Annotated in this window: 13 protein-coding genes and 1 riboswitch; of the genes, 7 read left to right on the top strand and 6 right to left on the bottom strand. The window is 48.9% G+C overall.

From position 1 onward, the window contains the following. A partial coding sequence (locus tag AC1DWB_RS12200) for a hypothetical protein (RefSeq protein ID WP_477541337.1) occupies window positions 1-192 on the top strand: 192 nt, incomplete at its 5' end. A gap of 111 nt (window positions 193-303) precedes the next feature. Here the strand turns inward: AC1DWB_RS12200 and AC1DWB_RS12205 are convergent. Next, window positions 304-1,164: a helix-turn-helix transcriptional regulator gene (locus AC1DWB_RS12205; RefSeq protein ID WP_477541338.1), complete on the bottom strand. Its 861-nt coding sequence runs from the start codon at window positions 1,162-1,164 to the stop codon at window positions 304-306. Window positions 1,165-1,441: 277 nt separating this feature from the next. Between AC1DWB_RS12205 and AC1DWB_RS12210 the strand changes: the two genes are divergently transcribed. Further along, window positions 1,442-3,202 (top strand): hypothetical protein, encoded by a 1,761-nt coding sequence (locus AC1DWB_RS12210; protein WP_477541339.1) that lies wholly within the window; start codon window positions 1,442-1,444, stop codon window positions 3,200-3,202. 32 nt (window positions 3,203-3,234) lie between these two features. Next, window positions 3,235-4,554: an ABC transporter substrate-binding protein gene (locus AC1DWB_RS12215; RefSeq protein ID WP_477541340.1), complete on the top strand. Its 1,320-nt coding sequence runs from the start codon at window positions 3,235-3,237 to the stop codon at window positions 4,552-4,554. 48 nt (window positions 4,555-4,602) lie between these two features. Beyond that, a riboswitch (ZMP/ZTP riboswitch) is annotated at window positions 4,603-4,696 on the top strand. A 782-nt stretch (window positions 4,697-5,478) separates the two neighbouring features. On the opposite strand, the gene AC1DWB_RS12220 is transcribed toward AC1DWB_RS12215, so the two are convergent. Then, the gene (locus AC1DWB_RS12220; RefSeq protein ID WP_477541341.1) at window positions 5,479-6,165 is read right to left on the bottom strand and encodes a GntR family transcriptional regulator; all 687 of its coding nucleotides are present in this window, start codon (window positions 6,163-6,165) and stop codon (window positions 5,479-5,481) included. Window positions 6,166-6,297: 132 nt separating this feature from the next. Between AC1DWB_RS12220 and AC1DWB_RS12225 the strand changes: the two genes are divergently transcribed. Further along, on the top strand, window positions 6,298-7,380 hold the full coding sequence (locus AC1DWB_RS12225; protein WP_477541342.1) for a sialidase family protein: 1,083 nt from the start codon (window positions 6,298-6,300) through the stop codon (window positions 7,378-7,380). 69 nt (window positions 7,381-7,449) lie between these two features. On the opposite strand, the gene AC1DWB_RS12230 is transcribed toward AC1DWB_RS12225, so the two are convergent. Both AC1DWB_RS12230 and AC1DWB_RS12235 read right to left on the bottom strand, forming a co-directional pair. Next, complete coding sequence (locus AC1DWB_RS12230) at window positions 7,450-8,292, bottom strand: aldo/keto reductase (RefSeq protein WP_477541401.1); 843 nt, start codon at window positions 8,290-8,292, stop codon at window positions 7,450-7,452. Window positions 8,293-8,326: 34 nt separating this feature from the next. Further along, window positions 8,327-9,532: an MFS transporter gene (locus tag AC1DWB_RS12235; protein WP_477541343.1), complete on the bottom strand. Its 1,206-nt coding sequence runs from the start codon at window positions 9,530-9,532 to the stop codon at window positions 8,327-8,329. 159 nt (window positions 9,533-9,691) lie between these two features. Between AC1DWB_RS12235 and AC1DWB_RS12240 the strand changes: the two genes are divergently transcribed. Together AC1DWB_RS12240 and AC1DWB_RS12245 are read left to right on the top strand one after the other, a co-directional pair. Further along, window positions 9,692-10,072 carry a winged helix-turn-helix transcriptional regulator gene (locus AC1DWB_RS12240; RefSeq protein WP_477541344.1) on the top strand — a complete coding sequence of 127 codons (381 nt, stop codon included), beginning with the start codon at window positions 9,692-9,694 and terminating at the stop codon, window positions 10,070-10,072. A 44-nt stretch (window positions 10,073-10,116) separates the two neighbouring features. Continuing rightward, window positions 10,117-11,670, top strand: coding sequence for an XAC2610-related protein (locus AC1DWB_RS12245; protein ID WP_477541345.1), 1,554 nt, complete (start codon window positions 10,117-10,119; stop codon window positions 11,668-11,670). A gap of 362 nt (window positions 11,671-12,032) precedes the next feature. Here the strand turns inward: AC1DWB_RS12245 and AC1DWB_RS12250 are convergent, their stop codons facing one another. Beyond that, window positions 12,033-13,217, bottom strand: coding sequence for an MFS transporter (locus AC1DWB_RS12250; RefSeq protein WP_477541346.1), 1,185 nt, complete (start codon window positions 13,215-13,217; stop codon window positions 12,033-12,035). A gap of 108 nt (window positions 13,218-13,325) precedes the next feature. On the opposite strand from AC1DWB_RS12250, the gene AC1DWB_RS12255 reads away from it, so the two are divergent. Continuing rightward, window positions 13,326-14,288 carry a helix-turn-helix transcriptional regulator gene (locus tag AC1DWB_RS12255; protein ID WP_477541347.1) on the top strand — a complete coding sequence of 321 codons (963 nt, stop codon included), beginning with the start codon at window positions 13,326-13,328 and terminating at the stop codon, window positions 14,286-14,288. Between the two features lie 145 nt (window positions 14,289-14,433). On the opposite strand, the gene AC1DWB_RS12260 is transcribed toward AC1DWB_RS12255, so the two are convergent. Beyond that, window positions 14,434-14,718: an MBL fold metallo-hydrolase gene (locus AC1DWB_RS12260; protein WP_477541348.1), complete on the bottom strand. Its 285-nt coding sequence runs from the start codon at window positions 14,716-14,718 to the stop codon at window positions 14,434-14,436. Window positions 14,719-14,916 lie beyond the last annotated feature (198 nt).

Genomic DNA, 14,916 nt, shown 5'->3' on the forward strand with positions numbered 1-14,916 from the left:
GGGTATGTCCACGGGTTCAATACCCAACACCATCAAGGAGGCGCTCTAACTATGAAGTTTAAACAATCAGAAGGGCAAAATCAACGAATTGAACGAATTACCACTTCTCATCTGATCATTGGTACTGATATGGCCAAAGCAAGCTACGAACTATCGCGGGCTTGTCCTCACGAATCGACACCTCTCATTTAATAACATGAGTTAGACACCCCGTGTTGATCGATATAATCTTCATTGTTCGGTGCGATTCATCGGATATTTCAACTTGCTGATATAGCCTTTATGATGAATCTTCATTCCAGTCTATTTCAGCGGCGTAACCTGCATCATCTTCCGGTATTGATCGGGCGTCATCCCGACCTGCTTTTTGAACACGCGGCTAAAATGGGACAGGTGTTTGAAACCGACTTTGTAGCATACATCTGTTACGGTATTGCCGTAGCTGTGGAAAAACAATATTTTGGCCTGATTGACCCTGCGTGAGTAAATATAATCGAACACCGTCATGCCCGTCACCTCGCGGAACAGCTTCATCAAATGAAAGCGGTTTAGATGGAGGACGGCCGCCATCTGGTCGAGCTCGATATCTTCCGCGAAACCTTCCTCAATATATGCGATCATCCGCTGCACATGCCGCTCCCGGTCCGTTACGTTGGCGCGTGCAAACTCCATATCGACCTGACATTTCTCATAGATCAGCATCAACAGATCGAAGAAAGCGCTCATCAGCCTGTTCCGGTTAATGACGTCGTTTTTATAATAAACTTTGTTGATACGCTCCAAAATGTTCTCGAATTCCGCTTTCGATTCCGCATCGAGGCGGATATGATGGTTTCCGAGCAGCTCGAACGGCCTGAGCGGTCCGCAAGCAAGCAGACTAGGTCCGAACAGCTGAATCAGGTGCGGATTAAACGAAAACATCGTACGTACATATTCTGAAGAAGGATCTACTTTCGGACAATGGCGGGTCATGCCGTTCATAATGATCAGATCGCCGGACTCTAAGGGAATGATCCGGTCTCCGATCAAATAGTCGCACCGTCCGCTATGAAAATAATAGATTTCGTACTGGGAATGAGAGTGAAAAGAAGTAGTGACGGGGAAATAACTCCATTTGTAATAATATTCGGTGAACATCCGGATAGGATTAGACTTTGGTTTCATTCCGATGACATCCTCCTTTTTACCCGTGCACGGTCATCATGTTCCTGTATTATATCACATCTGGCTTGGGCGAAAAGCGGGAGCATGAGCCGGGGGCCGACCACCGCCCGATGCCGGTGCCGATGACGGGGCCTACTTAAAATGCCACTGACAGTTAAATGAACCGCCAGCCTTCCCATTCATGTCTAAAGCCATCGGACGGAGTGCTGTGCTATATTTATGTATGAAATCGCTTGCAGGATCAGGGTATGAATCTTGGATCTACAGGAGGGAGCATATGGAACAAGAAGAGAGCACGCGTCCGTTGGCCATCAGCCGCAGAAAGCTGCTCGCATCCATGGGAGTGCTCGGGATTACCGTGGGCGCGGGAGGCTGGAGTGCGGTTGCGGGTTCGGTTACGGAAAGCACCTACTCCGGACGTCCGGGAAATTCGGGCCATCCGGGAACGCCCGGTTATTCGGGCGGTAAGCCGGGAAGCCCGGTGCCGAACGACGACTCGTCATGCGGTTCATGCCTGAATATTACTGCTTCCCCGTATAACGCCGTACCGGGCGGGACGGTCGACGCTACCGCGGCGTTCGTTCAAGCGCTGGTCGATGCGGGAGAAGGCGGCTGCATCTACGTTCCGGCGGGGGATTATTTGGTTAGCGCCGGATTTACGGTCTCCTCCAATTACGTCAAGCTGACGGGAACCGGAAAGCTGATCCTGGGCGATTCGATAAGGCTGAACGGGGATGCCTTCACTTGCAGCGGGCTCCGGTTTAAAGCAGCGAATACGACAAGCCAGATCAGAGGGATCCGGGCGGATACGACGGCAGCCGGACGCATGATCGAGCGGATTACGATCGAAAATTGCGAATTCGAGGATTTCTTCTACGCAACCGATTTCCGTGGAAACACAACCCATACGGTCGCCGATATCGCCGTCTTGAACTGCAAGTCGACCGCCCCTGTCGGCAAAAACGCAGGACATTTTCAAAACGTGTTTACGACCAACACTGTCTACAGCGAAAACAAGTGCTACCACGGGCAAAATGCGACCAGCTACAACTTCCTCGGGTCTAACGGGAAAATCAAAATTATCGGCAATTACGACTATAACAATTCTTACGGTTCGTGCGAGATCGAGAATTGCCCGAATGCCGAGGTAATCGTAACGGCGAACAATTTCGAGAAGAAGCTGTGGATCGACGACAGCTCCACCGTAGTGATCGACGGGAATATCGTGAAAGAGCTAATATTCGTCACCGTTCAGGACAATGATTGCGACAAGTTGGTAATCTCTAACAACATTACGGGCCGCATCTTCCTGTCGAGCTTCAGCACTTACCGGGCGGGCAAAATTAAAAATGCGGACATTAGCCACAACCAGATAATCGGTCCGGGAAGCTGGGGCATTTTCATCAGCGGCGCTTATACGGAAAGATGCCGGTTCAAAGACAACCGGATCGCCGCGTCGGTCTTTACGCAAGGGTCGGTCGGAGTCGGACGGGCAGCAGGACTCGATCTGGATATCGTGGACAACGACATTAACGGTCCGGTCATATTCAGCAGCTCGGGCGGCAGCATCCGGTTTTACGGCAATCGCGGCTATACTTTGACCGGCAATACCGACTCTGCGGTTATGGAAAAGCTGTATCATTCCTCCGGCTCCTCGCTGCAAGTCGCGGACGTGAAGTTCATTCGCTCGCAGCAGATCGTCGTTCCGGCGTCGTCGACGGTTTCGGTTACATTCGAACTGTCGTCCATAGCTGCCAATGCGGGGAAATGCTCCCGAGTCACGTTTTCCTCGAAGCTTGGGACGACGTCAGCGGTATTTGACGCCAGCGAGCAGCGCGTTCTTATTACAAACCAGGCAGGCAGTATACAAATCTCGCCGGGACCGCTGCAGTCTGTGCTGGGAAATGCCGCATCCAATTTTACTTCAGCCTTCGCTCTGGGTAACGGAGGGACAGGACTGCAGGTACAGTTGACGAACCCGAACAGCCAGAGTCTCGCCGTTCGGATCGCGATAGAAGAATACGAACCGGTAACTTAATTCAAAACAGTTAACTACAAGGGGTGTCCGTTATGATTAAAAAAGCTATAAACGGTATTGTTGCAGCAGTGCTTGTATCCACGCTGCTGGTCGCATGCGGGGGGAAGGACCAAGCCGGTGTTCAGGGAGAAAACGTTCAGCAGACGGCGAAGAAGGAAGATCCGATCGAGCTCGTCTTTTATGACGGCGGCGGCGACTGGCCGGCCGAGAGGTTCGAGAGAGAGATCGCTGGTCCGGTCAAACAAAAGTTTCCGCACATTACGCCGAAGTTCGTGCCGATGACGAACGGGAAAAAAGTGCAGGAGATGATTACGGCCGGGGAGCAACTGGACCTCATTTTCTCGTCGACCGGTCTCGTTTACAACAATTTGCTCCAGCATGAGCTTCAAACCGATATTACGCCGCTCATTCAGAAATACAAGTTCGATCTGAATAAACTCGAGCCGGCGGTTGTCGATCAGATGAAGCTGCTGGGCGGGGGCGGCATGTACGGGCTGCCGGTATTCATGTCGCCTGCGACGGTGTACTACAACAAGGACATTTTCGACAAGTTCGGGGTTCCCTATCCGAAGGACGGGAATACGTGGGACGACCTGTACGATCTGGCCAAAAGGCTGACGCGGGAAGAAGGAGGCGTCACGTATCGCGGGCTGTTCATATCCGCCCAGCATTTCATGAGGCTGAACCCGTATTCGCTCAAGACATTCGACCCGACCACTCAGAAGGCGTCCTATTCCGAGGAAAAGTGGAAAAAGCTGTTTGATAATTTGACCCGTTTTTATACGCTTCCGGGTTATAACATGAATGGCAATCTGACGAATGTAACGAATCAGCGCAATGCGTTCATTAAAGACCGGACGGTAGCGATGTGGATTCCGGTAAGCACGCTGCACACGGCTCAGGAGCTGGAAGGCATGAACTGGGATTTGGCGACGTTCCCGGCGATGGCCGACCAGCCCGGCGTAGGACCGCAGCCGTATCCGAATGCGTTCTGGCTGACGAATACGAGTAAGTATAAAGATCAGGCGTTCCAGGTGATGGCTTACCTTGCTTCGGAGGAGTTCCAGCTGTCCGGCGTGAAGCGGGGAGAGTTTTTATCCGCGCTGAAGAGCGAGGAGCTAAGAAAAGTGTTCGGCCAAGAGGCGGCGATGTATAAAGGGAAAAACAACAAAGCAATCGTGCCGGCCAAGTTCGCTCCGGCGGCACCGATCGGAAAATCCAACAGCATCGCTGAAGGTAACCTGCTTATAGGCTTCAACAATGTCATCCTCGGCAAAAAGGACGTCAACACCGCCCTGCGGGAAGCGGAGGAAGTGACGAACAAAAAGATTCAGGAGGAGCTGAAAAAATAGAGCTGGCCTGCAAGGCCAGCACACTTTGATATGATGAGGGCAAATTAACAGTCCGCGCGCGACTGACGAATCAAGTGGGGTACCACAGGGGAGCGCACGGAAGGGACAACTGCCGCTCGTTTACACGAGAACGGCGATCTGTTAGGCTTCTGGAAACCCGGCTTGGGAACGGAGGAGTCTTGGATGAAGCTGAAGACTTATTCCGAAACCTGGTCCAGCCAAAGACTTCGCTAATACAAAGGGCACGCATGGTATCGGACGGAAGTAAAGGTAGACTAGAAGTTCGACAACGGCAATCCGATTCGCCTTTGGTTCAGCAGCATCGATGAGTCAGCCAGGGTCTGGATGAACGGACAAGAACTGCCGTTAGTGAAAAAGGGCAGCGGATTAACGTCGCCATGGGAGTTTGACGCAACAAGTGGTTGTATCCAACTAATCTGCCTTTGGCCAGTAATTAAACCCAAATAGGAAAAGCCTGTCAAGGTCAATTCGTGCCATGACGGGCTTTTCCCTTATTCCAAAAGGAGAGAGGAGTCGTCCGTCAAAAACCGCGAGAGGTTTTATTTGGAAGTGGACGTGTATTCGAACTGGATCATGCTGATCGCCGAGGAGGGACTTTTTGAGTATGAAATCGTAGACATGATTGGGTTCGGACAAGCGTTGTAGAGTAAAGAAACGTTACGGACTATTTGAAACAACTGATCGATCCGCGCGATCCGTCGGACTTCATTCGCAAAAACCATCTGCTTGCTGACATTTGGCTGCTCTGCTGCCAGGAAGCGGTTTACCTGTGCCTATCTGTTTCACGTCATCTTCGTGCTGCTCTTCCATCCGAAGAACTGGTTTCGGCTGCTCGAAAGCCACAAAGACGAGGCGATTCCCGGCGAAGGTCATAAATGACGGCTAAATTTCCTGTGTGTCTGACTAGATGACACCGCCATTATTGTTGATTTTTTCGATCAGTCTCGTTTTGGAATCTTCCAAATGTCCTTGAATAGCGGCTTTTATCTCTGCAAGATGACCGGTTTTAAGAACCTCGGTGATTGCCAAATGTTGATGGATGGCGGAGGTGACCATCTCCTTGGAAACCAAAGCGTTTTTATACAATAAGAAGCGATAGTTCATTAAGTTTTTATAGATGGAGATGTTTTTCAAGTTACCACCTAGCTTAATAAATTTCAGATGAAAGGCCAAATTGTAGTCATGCTGCAGGTATTCTTTCAAACTCATGGTTTCCAGGTCTCGTAAGGATTGCCGGACGATATCCTCCATTTGGTTGATCTCAACAAGCAGTTGTTCCTTCGTGCGTGAGGCTAATTTATCGACGACCCAGTACTCCAGCATAAGACGGGTATCCATAATATCTATGACATCCGATAGTTCAATGGGTTTCACGAAAGTTCCGACTTTCGACACGGTTGTAACCAAGCCGTCCATCTCTAACCGGTTTAAGGCGTCTCGTATCGGGGTTCGACTTACGCCAAGCTGCTCTGCCAGTTCTGGTATATATAATTTTTGATTCGCGCTGAATGTTCTTTCAATGATTCGTTGTTTCAAAATGTGGTAGGTTTTATCCCAAAGGTTTGAGTTATCTATTTTCGGTAAATTCATTTCATTGTCTCCTTCTAAGCTATAGATCTTGACGGATTTATTTGGAAAACATATAGTATGTTGTATACAACATATCAGTTAAAAGGGCGATTGTAAATGGTTGAGCAATTGAGTGAAGGAGGATCTCATTGAATGAAATACGAGAAGCCAATCAAGCCCCAAGAGATGAAGCAGGTTGTCCTTTACAAGAATCCGAACGAATTTTGCTCCTGGCCCTTTAACGGCGGGATGTGGAAAATCAACAAAAACAACATACTGGTCGCATTTATGAACATTTCCTGCGATTATTCCATTCCCTTAACGATTAATCATGACCGAGTCGAAACATTCGGGAAAATCATCTCGGTTCGTACTCAGGATGGCGGCCTTACGTGGAGCACCCCTTCCGAGCTGGCTGACAACAATAAGTTAAACGATGAGCTTCACTATGGTAAGATTCATTCGTTTACGGAAGGCTACGACTTCAATGATCCCAATACTTTGCTGGAGTGCTGGTGCACACCCAACTCGGGAGTCGATAATGCACAGCCGTGGATCAAGATGTCAAGAGACGCAGGAGAGTCATGGAGCGAAGCGGTTATGCTACCGGATTGCGGCATTCCCCGCTATCAAGGCAGACCTTCTTACATCGTAAGGCCCGATGGAGTCGTTCTCCTTTTCTTAACCGCTAGGCCGAAAAACAATCCGCATGACCGTCCTGTCGTATTTGCTTCCTTTGATGAGGGGCGTAATTGGTCACTCGTATCGTTGATGCCGGGGAGTAATGAGTATAGGGTCATCTGTCCCTCGCCCGTCATTTTGGAGGATGGCACAATATTGGTTGCAGTCCGATGTAAACCTTCCATGGTGGCTGCTTGGGATGAGCTGTACGCGTCGGATGACGGGGGACTTACTTGGCGCTTTGTTTCTAGAATCAACGACCATGGGGATACCGTTCATTTGACGCTTATGGAGGATGGCCGATTGTTCGCCGTGTGTGGTTATAGACGCCCGCCATTCGGCATCCGCGCCCGGGTTAGTGAGGACGGCGGACTCACTTGGGGACCCGAGCTAATCCTTCGCGATGACGGTGGCAGCATTGATATTGGGTACCCGAGAGCGGTTGAAGTGAGACCGGGTGAAATGCTGGCTTCGTACTATTTTAATGACGCCAGTGACCCTATCCAGCAAAGAGGCGGCGTACGTTATATAGGCGGCACCCTAATAAAACTGTAAGTCAGGTGGAAAAGCAAGGAGCCATCCCTTTCGTAGTTGAAAGAATGGCTCCTTTTTGATCAAACTAAATTAAAAATCAAAGTTGTCCGGATCTGGACCGACTCGATGATTCTGGTTCAAACCATCAATCCGAGCCAGATCTTCTATTGACAGATCAAAGTCGAATATCGCTGTATTTTCGATGATTCGATGTTCTTTAGTAGATTTGGGAATCGTCACAACACCATGTTGTAAGTCCCAACGGAGAATAATTTGGGCAATAGATTTGTTATATTTATCTGCGATTTCTTGTAAGATAGGGTGATCCAACAGCTGACCTTGCATTAATGGAGACCATGCTTCCATTTGAATGCCCTGTTCTTTGCAGTATATCATCAACTCATTCTGAGTTAATTGTGGATGGAATTCCACTTGGTTCACCATGGGTTTAATTGTAGCTTCCATCATTAGTTGTTCAAGATGATGGATTTGGAAATTGCTTACTCCAATGGCTTTTACACGTCCTTCTTTATATAGGGTTTCTAGAGCCATCCACGCCCCGGTATACTTACCTTCTACAGGCCAATGAATCAGGAATAAATCGAGATACTCCAAACCAAGTTTATTTAAACTTGTTTCGTAGGCAGCCAGTGTAGACTCATAGCCCAGATCGGCATTCCACACTTTTGAAGTAACAAAGAGCTCTTCTCTAGGAATTCGGGTTTCAAGAATGGCTTCATGAATTCCTTGTCCGACACTCTTTTCATTGCCATATATAGCTGCTGTATCGATACTGCGATAACCATGTTTAATGGCTGATTTTACAGCATGGATCAATTCAGAACCTTCTTCTACTTTAAATACGCCGAGCCCAAACCAAGGCATCTCAATACCATTGTGTAAGGTTGTTGTGTCTTGTAAATGTTGTGCGATCATAAAATAACCTCCTAAATTTGTTGATTCATCATTAAGCAGCCTGGTGTTTGAGGTTTGCCTCATCCTTTCTTTCCAAAGCACGTGCCCTGCCGGTTAAGATTACGGCTCCGAGAACCATCAATGCTCCCACCCACGCTGTATGAATAAGTCCAATCGAGTCTGTAACTACTCCACCCAACAATGCCCCAATTGCAATCCCAGCGTTAAACGCAGCAATATTGACAGCAGAAGCTACATCTACCGCTTTCGGTGCATAACGTTCAGCCAACATAACCACATACACTTGTAAACCCGGTACGTTCATAAATGCTAACAATCCCATAAAGAAAATCGTAATCAAACCGGCAACTTTAAACGGCACGGTGAACGTTAAGATGAGGAGTACAATGGATTGTATAACAAACATATAGAACAAGGCAGAAACAGGTTTGCGGTTAGCAGCTTTTCCTCCAATAACGTTGCCTATGGCTATAGCAATTCCGTATACAAGAAGAATGATCGCTACCGTTGATTCCTTAAATCCGGTTATGTCGTGAAGCAATGGGGATAAATAAGTAAAGACGACAAAGGTGCCTCCGTACCCTATGGCAGTAATGGAGAATGCAAGAAGCAAACGTCCATTAGTAATAAGCTTAAGCTGAGTGCGAAGCGGTGTTTTGCTTCCTCTGCGCAAATCGGAGGGAATCAAAACCATATTGGCTATGAAGGCCAGTATGCCGATGACAACAATCCCGATAAAAGCAGCCCGCCAACCCAATTGTTGCCCGATCAGCGTACCTAATGGCACTCCTGTAACGGTGGCCACAGTGAGTCCAGAGAACATAATAGCTATAGCGCTAGCCCTGCGGTTCTCAGGTACGAGGTCGGCCGCGATGGTAGAGCCAATCGACATGAATACACCGTGTGACAAGGCAGAGATGACGCGAGCTACCAGTAGTACGCTAATCGTACTCGAAGCTGCGGCAAGGCTATTGCCCACAATAAAAACAAACATAATCCAACCTAATAACGTTTTGCGCGGGATATTAGAGGTTAAGGACGTTAGGACAGGGGCTCCGAATGTTACCCCCAAAGCATACAAAGTAACCGTTAATGCAGATGTTGAAACCGATATATGGAAGTCTTCAGAGATAAGGGGCAACAGCCCCACACTGATGAACTCTGTTGTTCCAATCGCAAAGGCGCTTATTGCTAATGCAAGCAGTGCCAACATACTTCTCCTTGGATCCAATGTCATTTGTAACACAACTCCTACAGTATGGTATCACCGGCCGGTAAATGATATTATGAGTTAATTAAGCACAAATGAATAGTACGTACTTTTAAGTGATATAGGAACTTAAAAGTACTATACACACTAAAAAGTGCCTATAGTCATATTGGGGAGGAAGAGACTGTGGTCCAAAAAAAATATAACATCTCAGTGGAAGCGACACTCGAAGTGATCGGGGGAAAATGGAAATGTGTAATCCTCTGTCACTTAACACATGGCAAAAAACGAACAAGCGATTTAAAACGTATTATGCCCGCAATTACGCAAAAAATGTTAACTCAGCAACTGAGAGAACTAGAACAAGATGGCATATTGAATCGGATTAGCTACAACCAAGTTCCACCAAAGGTTGAATACGAGCTGAGCGAATATGGATGGAGTTTGAAATCGATATTAGATTCCTTATGCGCTTGGGGGGAAACCCATATTATTAAAGAGTACGGTGATAAGTTTGCTGTATTGGAGGATAACATTTTAAATAACAGTGAACATGTAGAAATATAGGGCATTTAAGCAGATGATCGATATATAAAGTAGGAGCCGCAGTTATGAGAAAAGCAATCATCACTGTTGTAGTGTTAAGTATCCTTACCATGGGATGCAAACACAGTGACAAACCCGTTGAACCTATTGATGTAACAGCATCCGGGTTACCTATTGCAGTACCAACTCCTTCAGCTTCTCCGGCAGCAAAGGTCAAAGCAGTGGAGCAAATCGTGTTTACAGAGAAGGAACCGGACCTTACATTCGAGCGCATCAGTAAGCTAATCCGCGACTACCAACAGAAGCTGATTCAAGCTATTAATACCAACACGTTTTCCACTGTAGAACCGTATCTAGCACCAGGCAGCAGCTTATACACGTCCCAAAAAGAACTAGTTGCGAATCTTTACTCTAGGAAAATCAAAGAGCGTTTCGTAGCTACGGAGATTTACGGATATTACGTCGAGAAAGACCGTTACAAAGTGGAGGTCACGGAGAGGATTGAAGTGGATCATCCGGATCGGGCCCCGAGAATTAATGAGTACCAGTGGTTCTACACCGTTCAGCAAGTTGAGGGGAAACTGTTGTTAAGCAGGTTGGATGGATGGACTACATATAAGCAGGATATGGACCAACGTAGCGGTAGTGTAAAGGCGGACGGGTATTATGTGGAGGAACTGCTTCACAATTATCCCAAGATTCTTGAGAAGGCCATCAATACGTTGGATATAACAGAGATTAAGCGGTTTTCGAAGAATGAAACGGTTTTTGCGAAGCAGAAGGAGCTGATTATGGAGCTCAGACGCAAAGGAGCCGACTATTCCTTACAAGCCTCTTCCGTTCAAGAGGACTGGAATACATTATCGTTTGTCCAACAGCTTTATTACCAATATACGGATATAGACAGCAGGAAACAAAGCGGATCACAAAAGCTATTCTTCCAAATGGACGAGATTCGGGAACATTTTCAAGGTTATGCGGTCATCGGTTATATGCAGAATGCGAGTATAGAATCGGATATTGCTAAGTCTGGTTCCGTAATCAGCTACCAGATCGCAACCATTCATCCCACCATGCCGGAGTACTTGTTTAAGGTGTATGGTCGCGCCAATAGTCCGAAACCAGGTAGTCTGTACAATGCGGATAAAATAGAAGTCTATAACGCAGGACAGAATGGCCGTCTTATTCAAGAAATCCAGTTCAAACCGACCCATACGTGGAATGGCAGGAGCTTGGGTGTAATCATTGAAGATATGAATTTTGATGGATACCTGGATATCCGAATTCAGTCTGGAACTCCGGCTGGACCTAATATTCCTTATTTATATTGGCTTTGGGATCCGAAATCATCTACATATGTCGCTAATCCCAACCACGAGCAAATCATGTCTCCAGCGTTCGACTCAGATAGTCAGACGATCCAGTCTTCTATTCGCGAGTCTCCTACTTTTTACTCCGATCATACATACAGGTACATAGATGGTATTCCGATTCTTATCAAACGGATTGAGAGAGAAGCTGATACCGAGAAAAAGGTATGGCACATCACCATCAAAGAACTTGTCAACCAACAGTTGAAAGTGACTGGGCAGTATGAGGAAACGTTATCGGGGAGGTAAGGAAGTAATATAGGTGGCACCCTTATAAAACTGTAGGTCAGGGGAAGTCTGTGGAATTTCAAACTTGAGAATCCTGCAAAAGTACAAGATTTTGGATCGGTTTACATCCGAATGTTCGATATTGTTGCGAAAGCTCAACATTCTTAGCCATAGTTTGGGCGAAATCGAGATTATGTCGATAAAATCCTGCACTTTTGCATCATTCCGGAATTAGGAGATGCCACTTGGAAGACGTAACGCCTTAATAGAAACAAGAACAAGAGAGCCAAGTACGGCTCTCTTGTTTGTGTGACGGGCAGTCCTGCCTGCAGTGAGATCCGTTAAAATCATCGGCAATGGGCTAGAGGTGGGGATCAGCAGGCTTAGGAAGCGGATGCCGATTCCTGGCCAGAACGCGCCGCTTTCTTCCCTAGGACACCGCCGAACAGGAACGTCCCGAGCGAGAGCGCCAGGCAGACTGCCGAGAAGATGCCAATCGACGAATATCCGCCAAGCTGGACATAGAGCAGGCCAGCAATCCAGGCGCCGAGCGTGTTCGCGCCGTTCATCGTCGAGTTGGCCAGACTCGAGATCGTTCCCCGGATGGAGGCGTTCAGCGAAGTGAGCGCCCCCATGACGATCGGGAAAATAATCCCGAGTGTCGTGAAAATGATCAGATAGGCGATCGTCACGATAGGGAGGTTCGGCAGATTGGGCATAACCGTGTAAAGTACGATGAGCATCGACATTCCTACTATCACCGCATTCGCATGGCCTAGCTTACGAGTCATATAAGAGCTAATCATGCTTCCCAGCAGAGTGCCGAATCCGAGGGACATCATCACGGTGCCGATCTGCCCAATTGGAAGCTCGAAGCGATCGGCCATCCACTTGCCAACGAAAGCGAATGCGGTACCGCTCCCTAAGTGCAGGAGCAGGTAGGCAAGGAAACCGCTCCTTGCCTTGCCGCTCGTGATCAGCGGGACATATCGGCGAAGAATTGACGTCCGCTCACGCGTACTAGGTTTCATGTCGGGCAGCGAGTAGAAGGCGACGGCGATGAGCAGTAACGAAGCGGTTCCAATCGTCCAGAACGGAACGGACCAATGGGCGGCCGCGAGCCAGCTTCCGATCGGCACGCCAAGCGCCTGGGAAGCGGCAAGCCCGGCGAAGGCGATGCCCATCGTCTTCGGTATTTTGGCCGCAGGCATGACAGCGGGAATGGAAGCCCATACCTGGGGGGCCGTGAACGCCGCGCTGACACCGGCAATGAAGCGGAACAGGCACATCGTCCAGAAGCTGTCCGCGAATCCGCATAGGATCGTCGAGACGGAGAATCCTAGCAGGCCGCACAGCAGAACGGTCCTGCGGTTCCAACCGTCGGACAGAGGCCCGGCGATCAAGGCGAAGATGGCCGAGCCGAGGGTGTAGGCGCCAAGCATCCATCCGGCGATTCCCGTCGACACGCCGAATTGCGTCTGTAGCGTTGGGAGCAAGGGCGAGATGAGGAACGTATCCGTTCCGATCATGAACATGATCAGAAAGAACAGTACGGTGTATTTACGCATGGTCGATCACTCCTAATGGTTTGATGTTGGTTGCGATTTCTATCGTAAGGTATAATGGTGACAGAATGTGTCATAAACCCAACTATTCATAAAAAAGGGGTGATCGGGATGCCCAAGTCCAAAAGACTGATGGAATTGATGATGACGGTCAACCGGAAGCGGCGGTTCAAGGTTCAGGAGCTTGCCGACGAATTCGGCGTTTCCAAGCGTACGATTCTAAGGGATTTGCAGGAATTGAGTGAGCTGGGGGTGCCGCTCTACTCGGAAGTAGGTCCGCACGGGGGTTATCAAGTAGTAAGAGAGAGGGTGCTGCCTCCGATCGCATTCACGGAGGAAGAGGCCGTGGCGATGTTCTTTGCGGTGCACGCCTTGCGCCATTACTCCTCGTTGCCGTTCGAAGCGGAATCCGCCTCGGCGTTGAACAAGTTCTACCTCCATATGCCCGGGGACGTCCGGGACCGAATCGACGGAATGAAGAACCGGGTCGACTTCATTACGCCGACAAGGCGGGGCGATGCCCCCTGCCTGGCCATTCTTCTCGACGCAGCTGTACATCGGAAGGTGCTTGCTGTCGAATACGAGTCGAAGGAGGAGGGGACGAGTAGTCGTCGGATTCAGCCGGTCTGCATTTACGCGAACAACGGTTTCTGGTATTGTACCGCCTATTGTTTCCTGCGCCAGGGCTTCCGTGTGTTCCGGTGCGACCGGATTCGTGATGCGGCGTATGACACGTCCGGCACGGAGCCGCTCGATATAGGCGACGTTAACCTCAGCCGGCGTGAGGCTGCAGTGCCGAGGGAGCCTGTTCGCCTTCGTGCTGAGCTAAGCCGGGCCGGCGTCCAGCTTTGCGAAACCGAGCTGTGGCTCGCTCCTATGCTACTCGTCCGCGAAGACGGAAGCGGCTCGATTGATAAGGACGTGTCCCGAGCGGACATCCCTTTTTACACAAAGTTCTTCATTGGACTAGGGGATGAGGTCGTCTTGCAGGAGCCGATGGAATTGAAGGATGCGATCCGGAGGAAGCTATCTCAGATGCTCGCCCGATACCAACAAGAAAACTCAGTTGATTAGTTACCACTACAGATAGCGTGAGAACCGTATCGCAAATGACGGCAAGTTTTTTGGGGGCTGGGCGCGGCTCCATCCCTTCTGAAAATGAAAATGACCCCTTGAGAAAGGGGTCACAGTACTGGGTGTTATGAAGTTCTAATCGACGCTATGCTGCTTCGGTTGCAAGCTCTGCAAGACGTTCCATGACATTGTCGCTAAATAAACCGCCATGATAGCATATAACCGATTCGATATCGAATTCGGACAGCTTCGCGATTGAAGCTTGAGCGGTTGTTCGATCCAGTGTCGTTTCGGGATCAGCACCCCATAGCTGGCTATCCCGTACTACGAGGGCATCCCCGGCAATCAAGGTGCGTGATGGTTCATGATAGAGACTGACATGGCCTGGTGTATGGCCTGGCGTATCGATAACGACGATGCCTCCACACAAGGGGAGACGCTCACCGTCCGCAATGACATATTGTTAGACCATTCATAATTGCCTCCTCGAACGCTATTGTAATCCCTGTACCTAAGTACAGAGTCAACCGTAAAATTTGAATAGTTGGCCTGACGAATATAGAATACACTGCTTCTAGCAAAATTCTACTCCGAATCAACCTCTACTGCCACGTCTAATCCATGAACT

Source organism: Paenibacillus sp. P4_E11 (assembly GCF_056401635.1).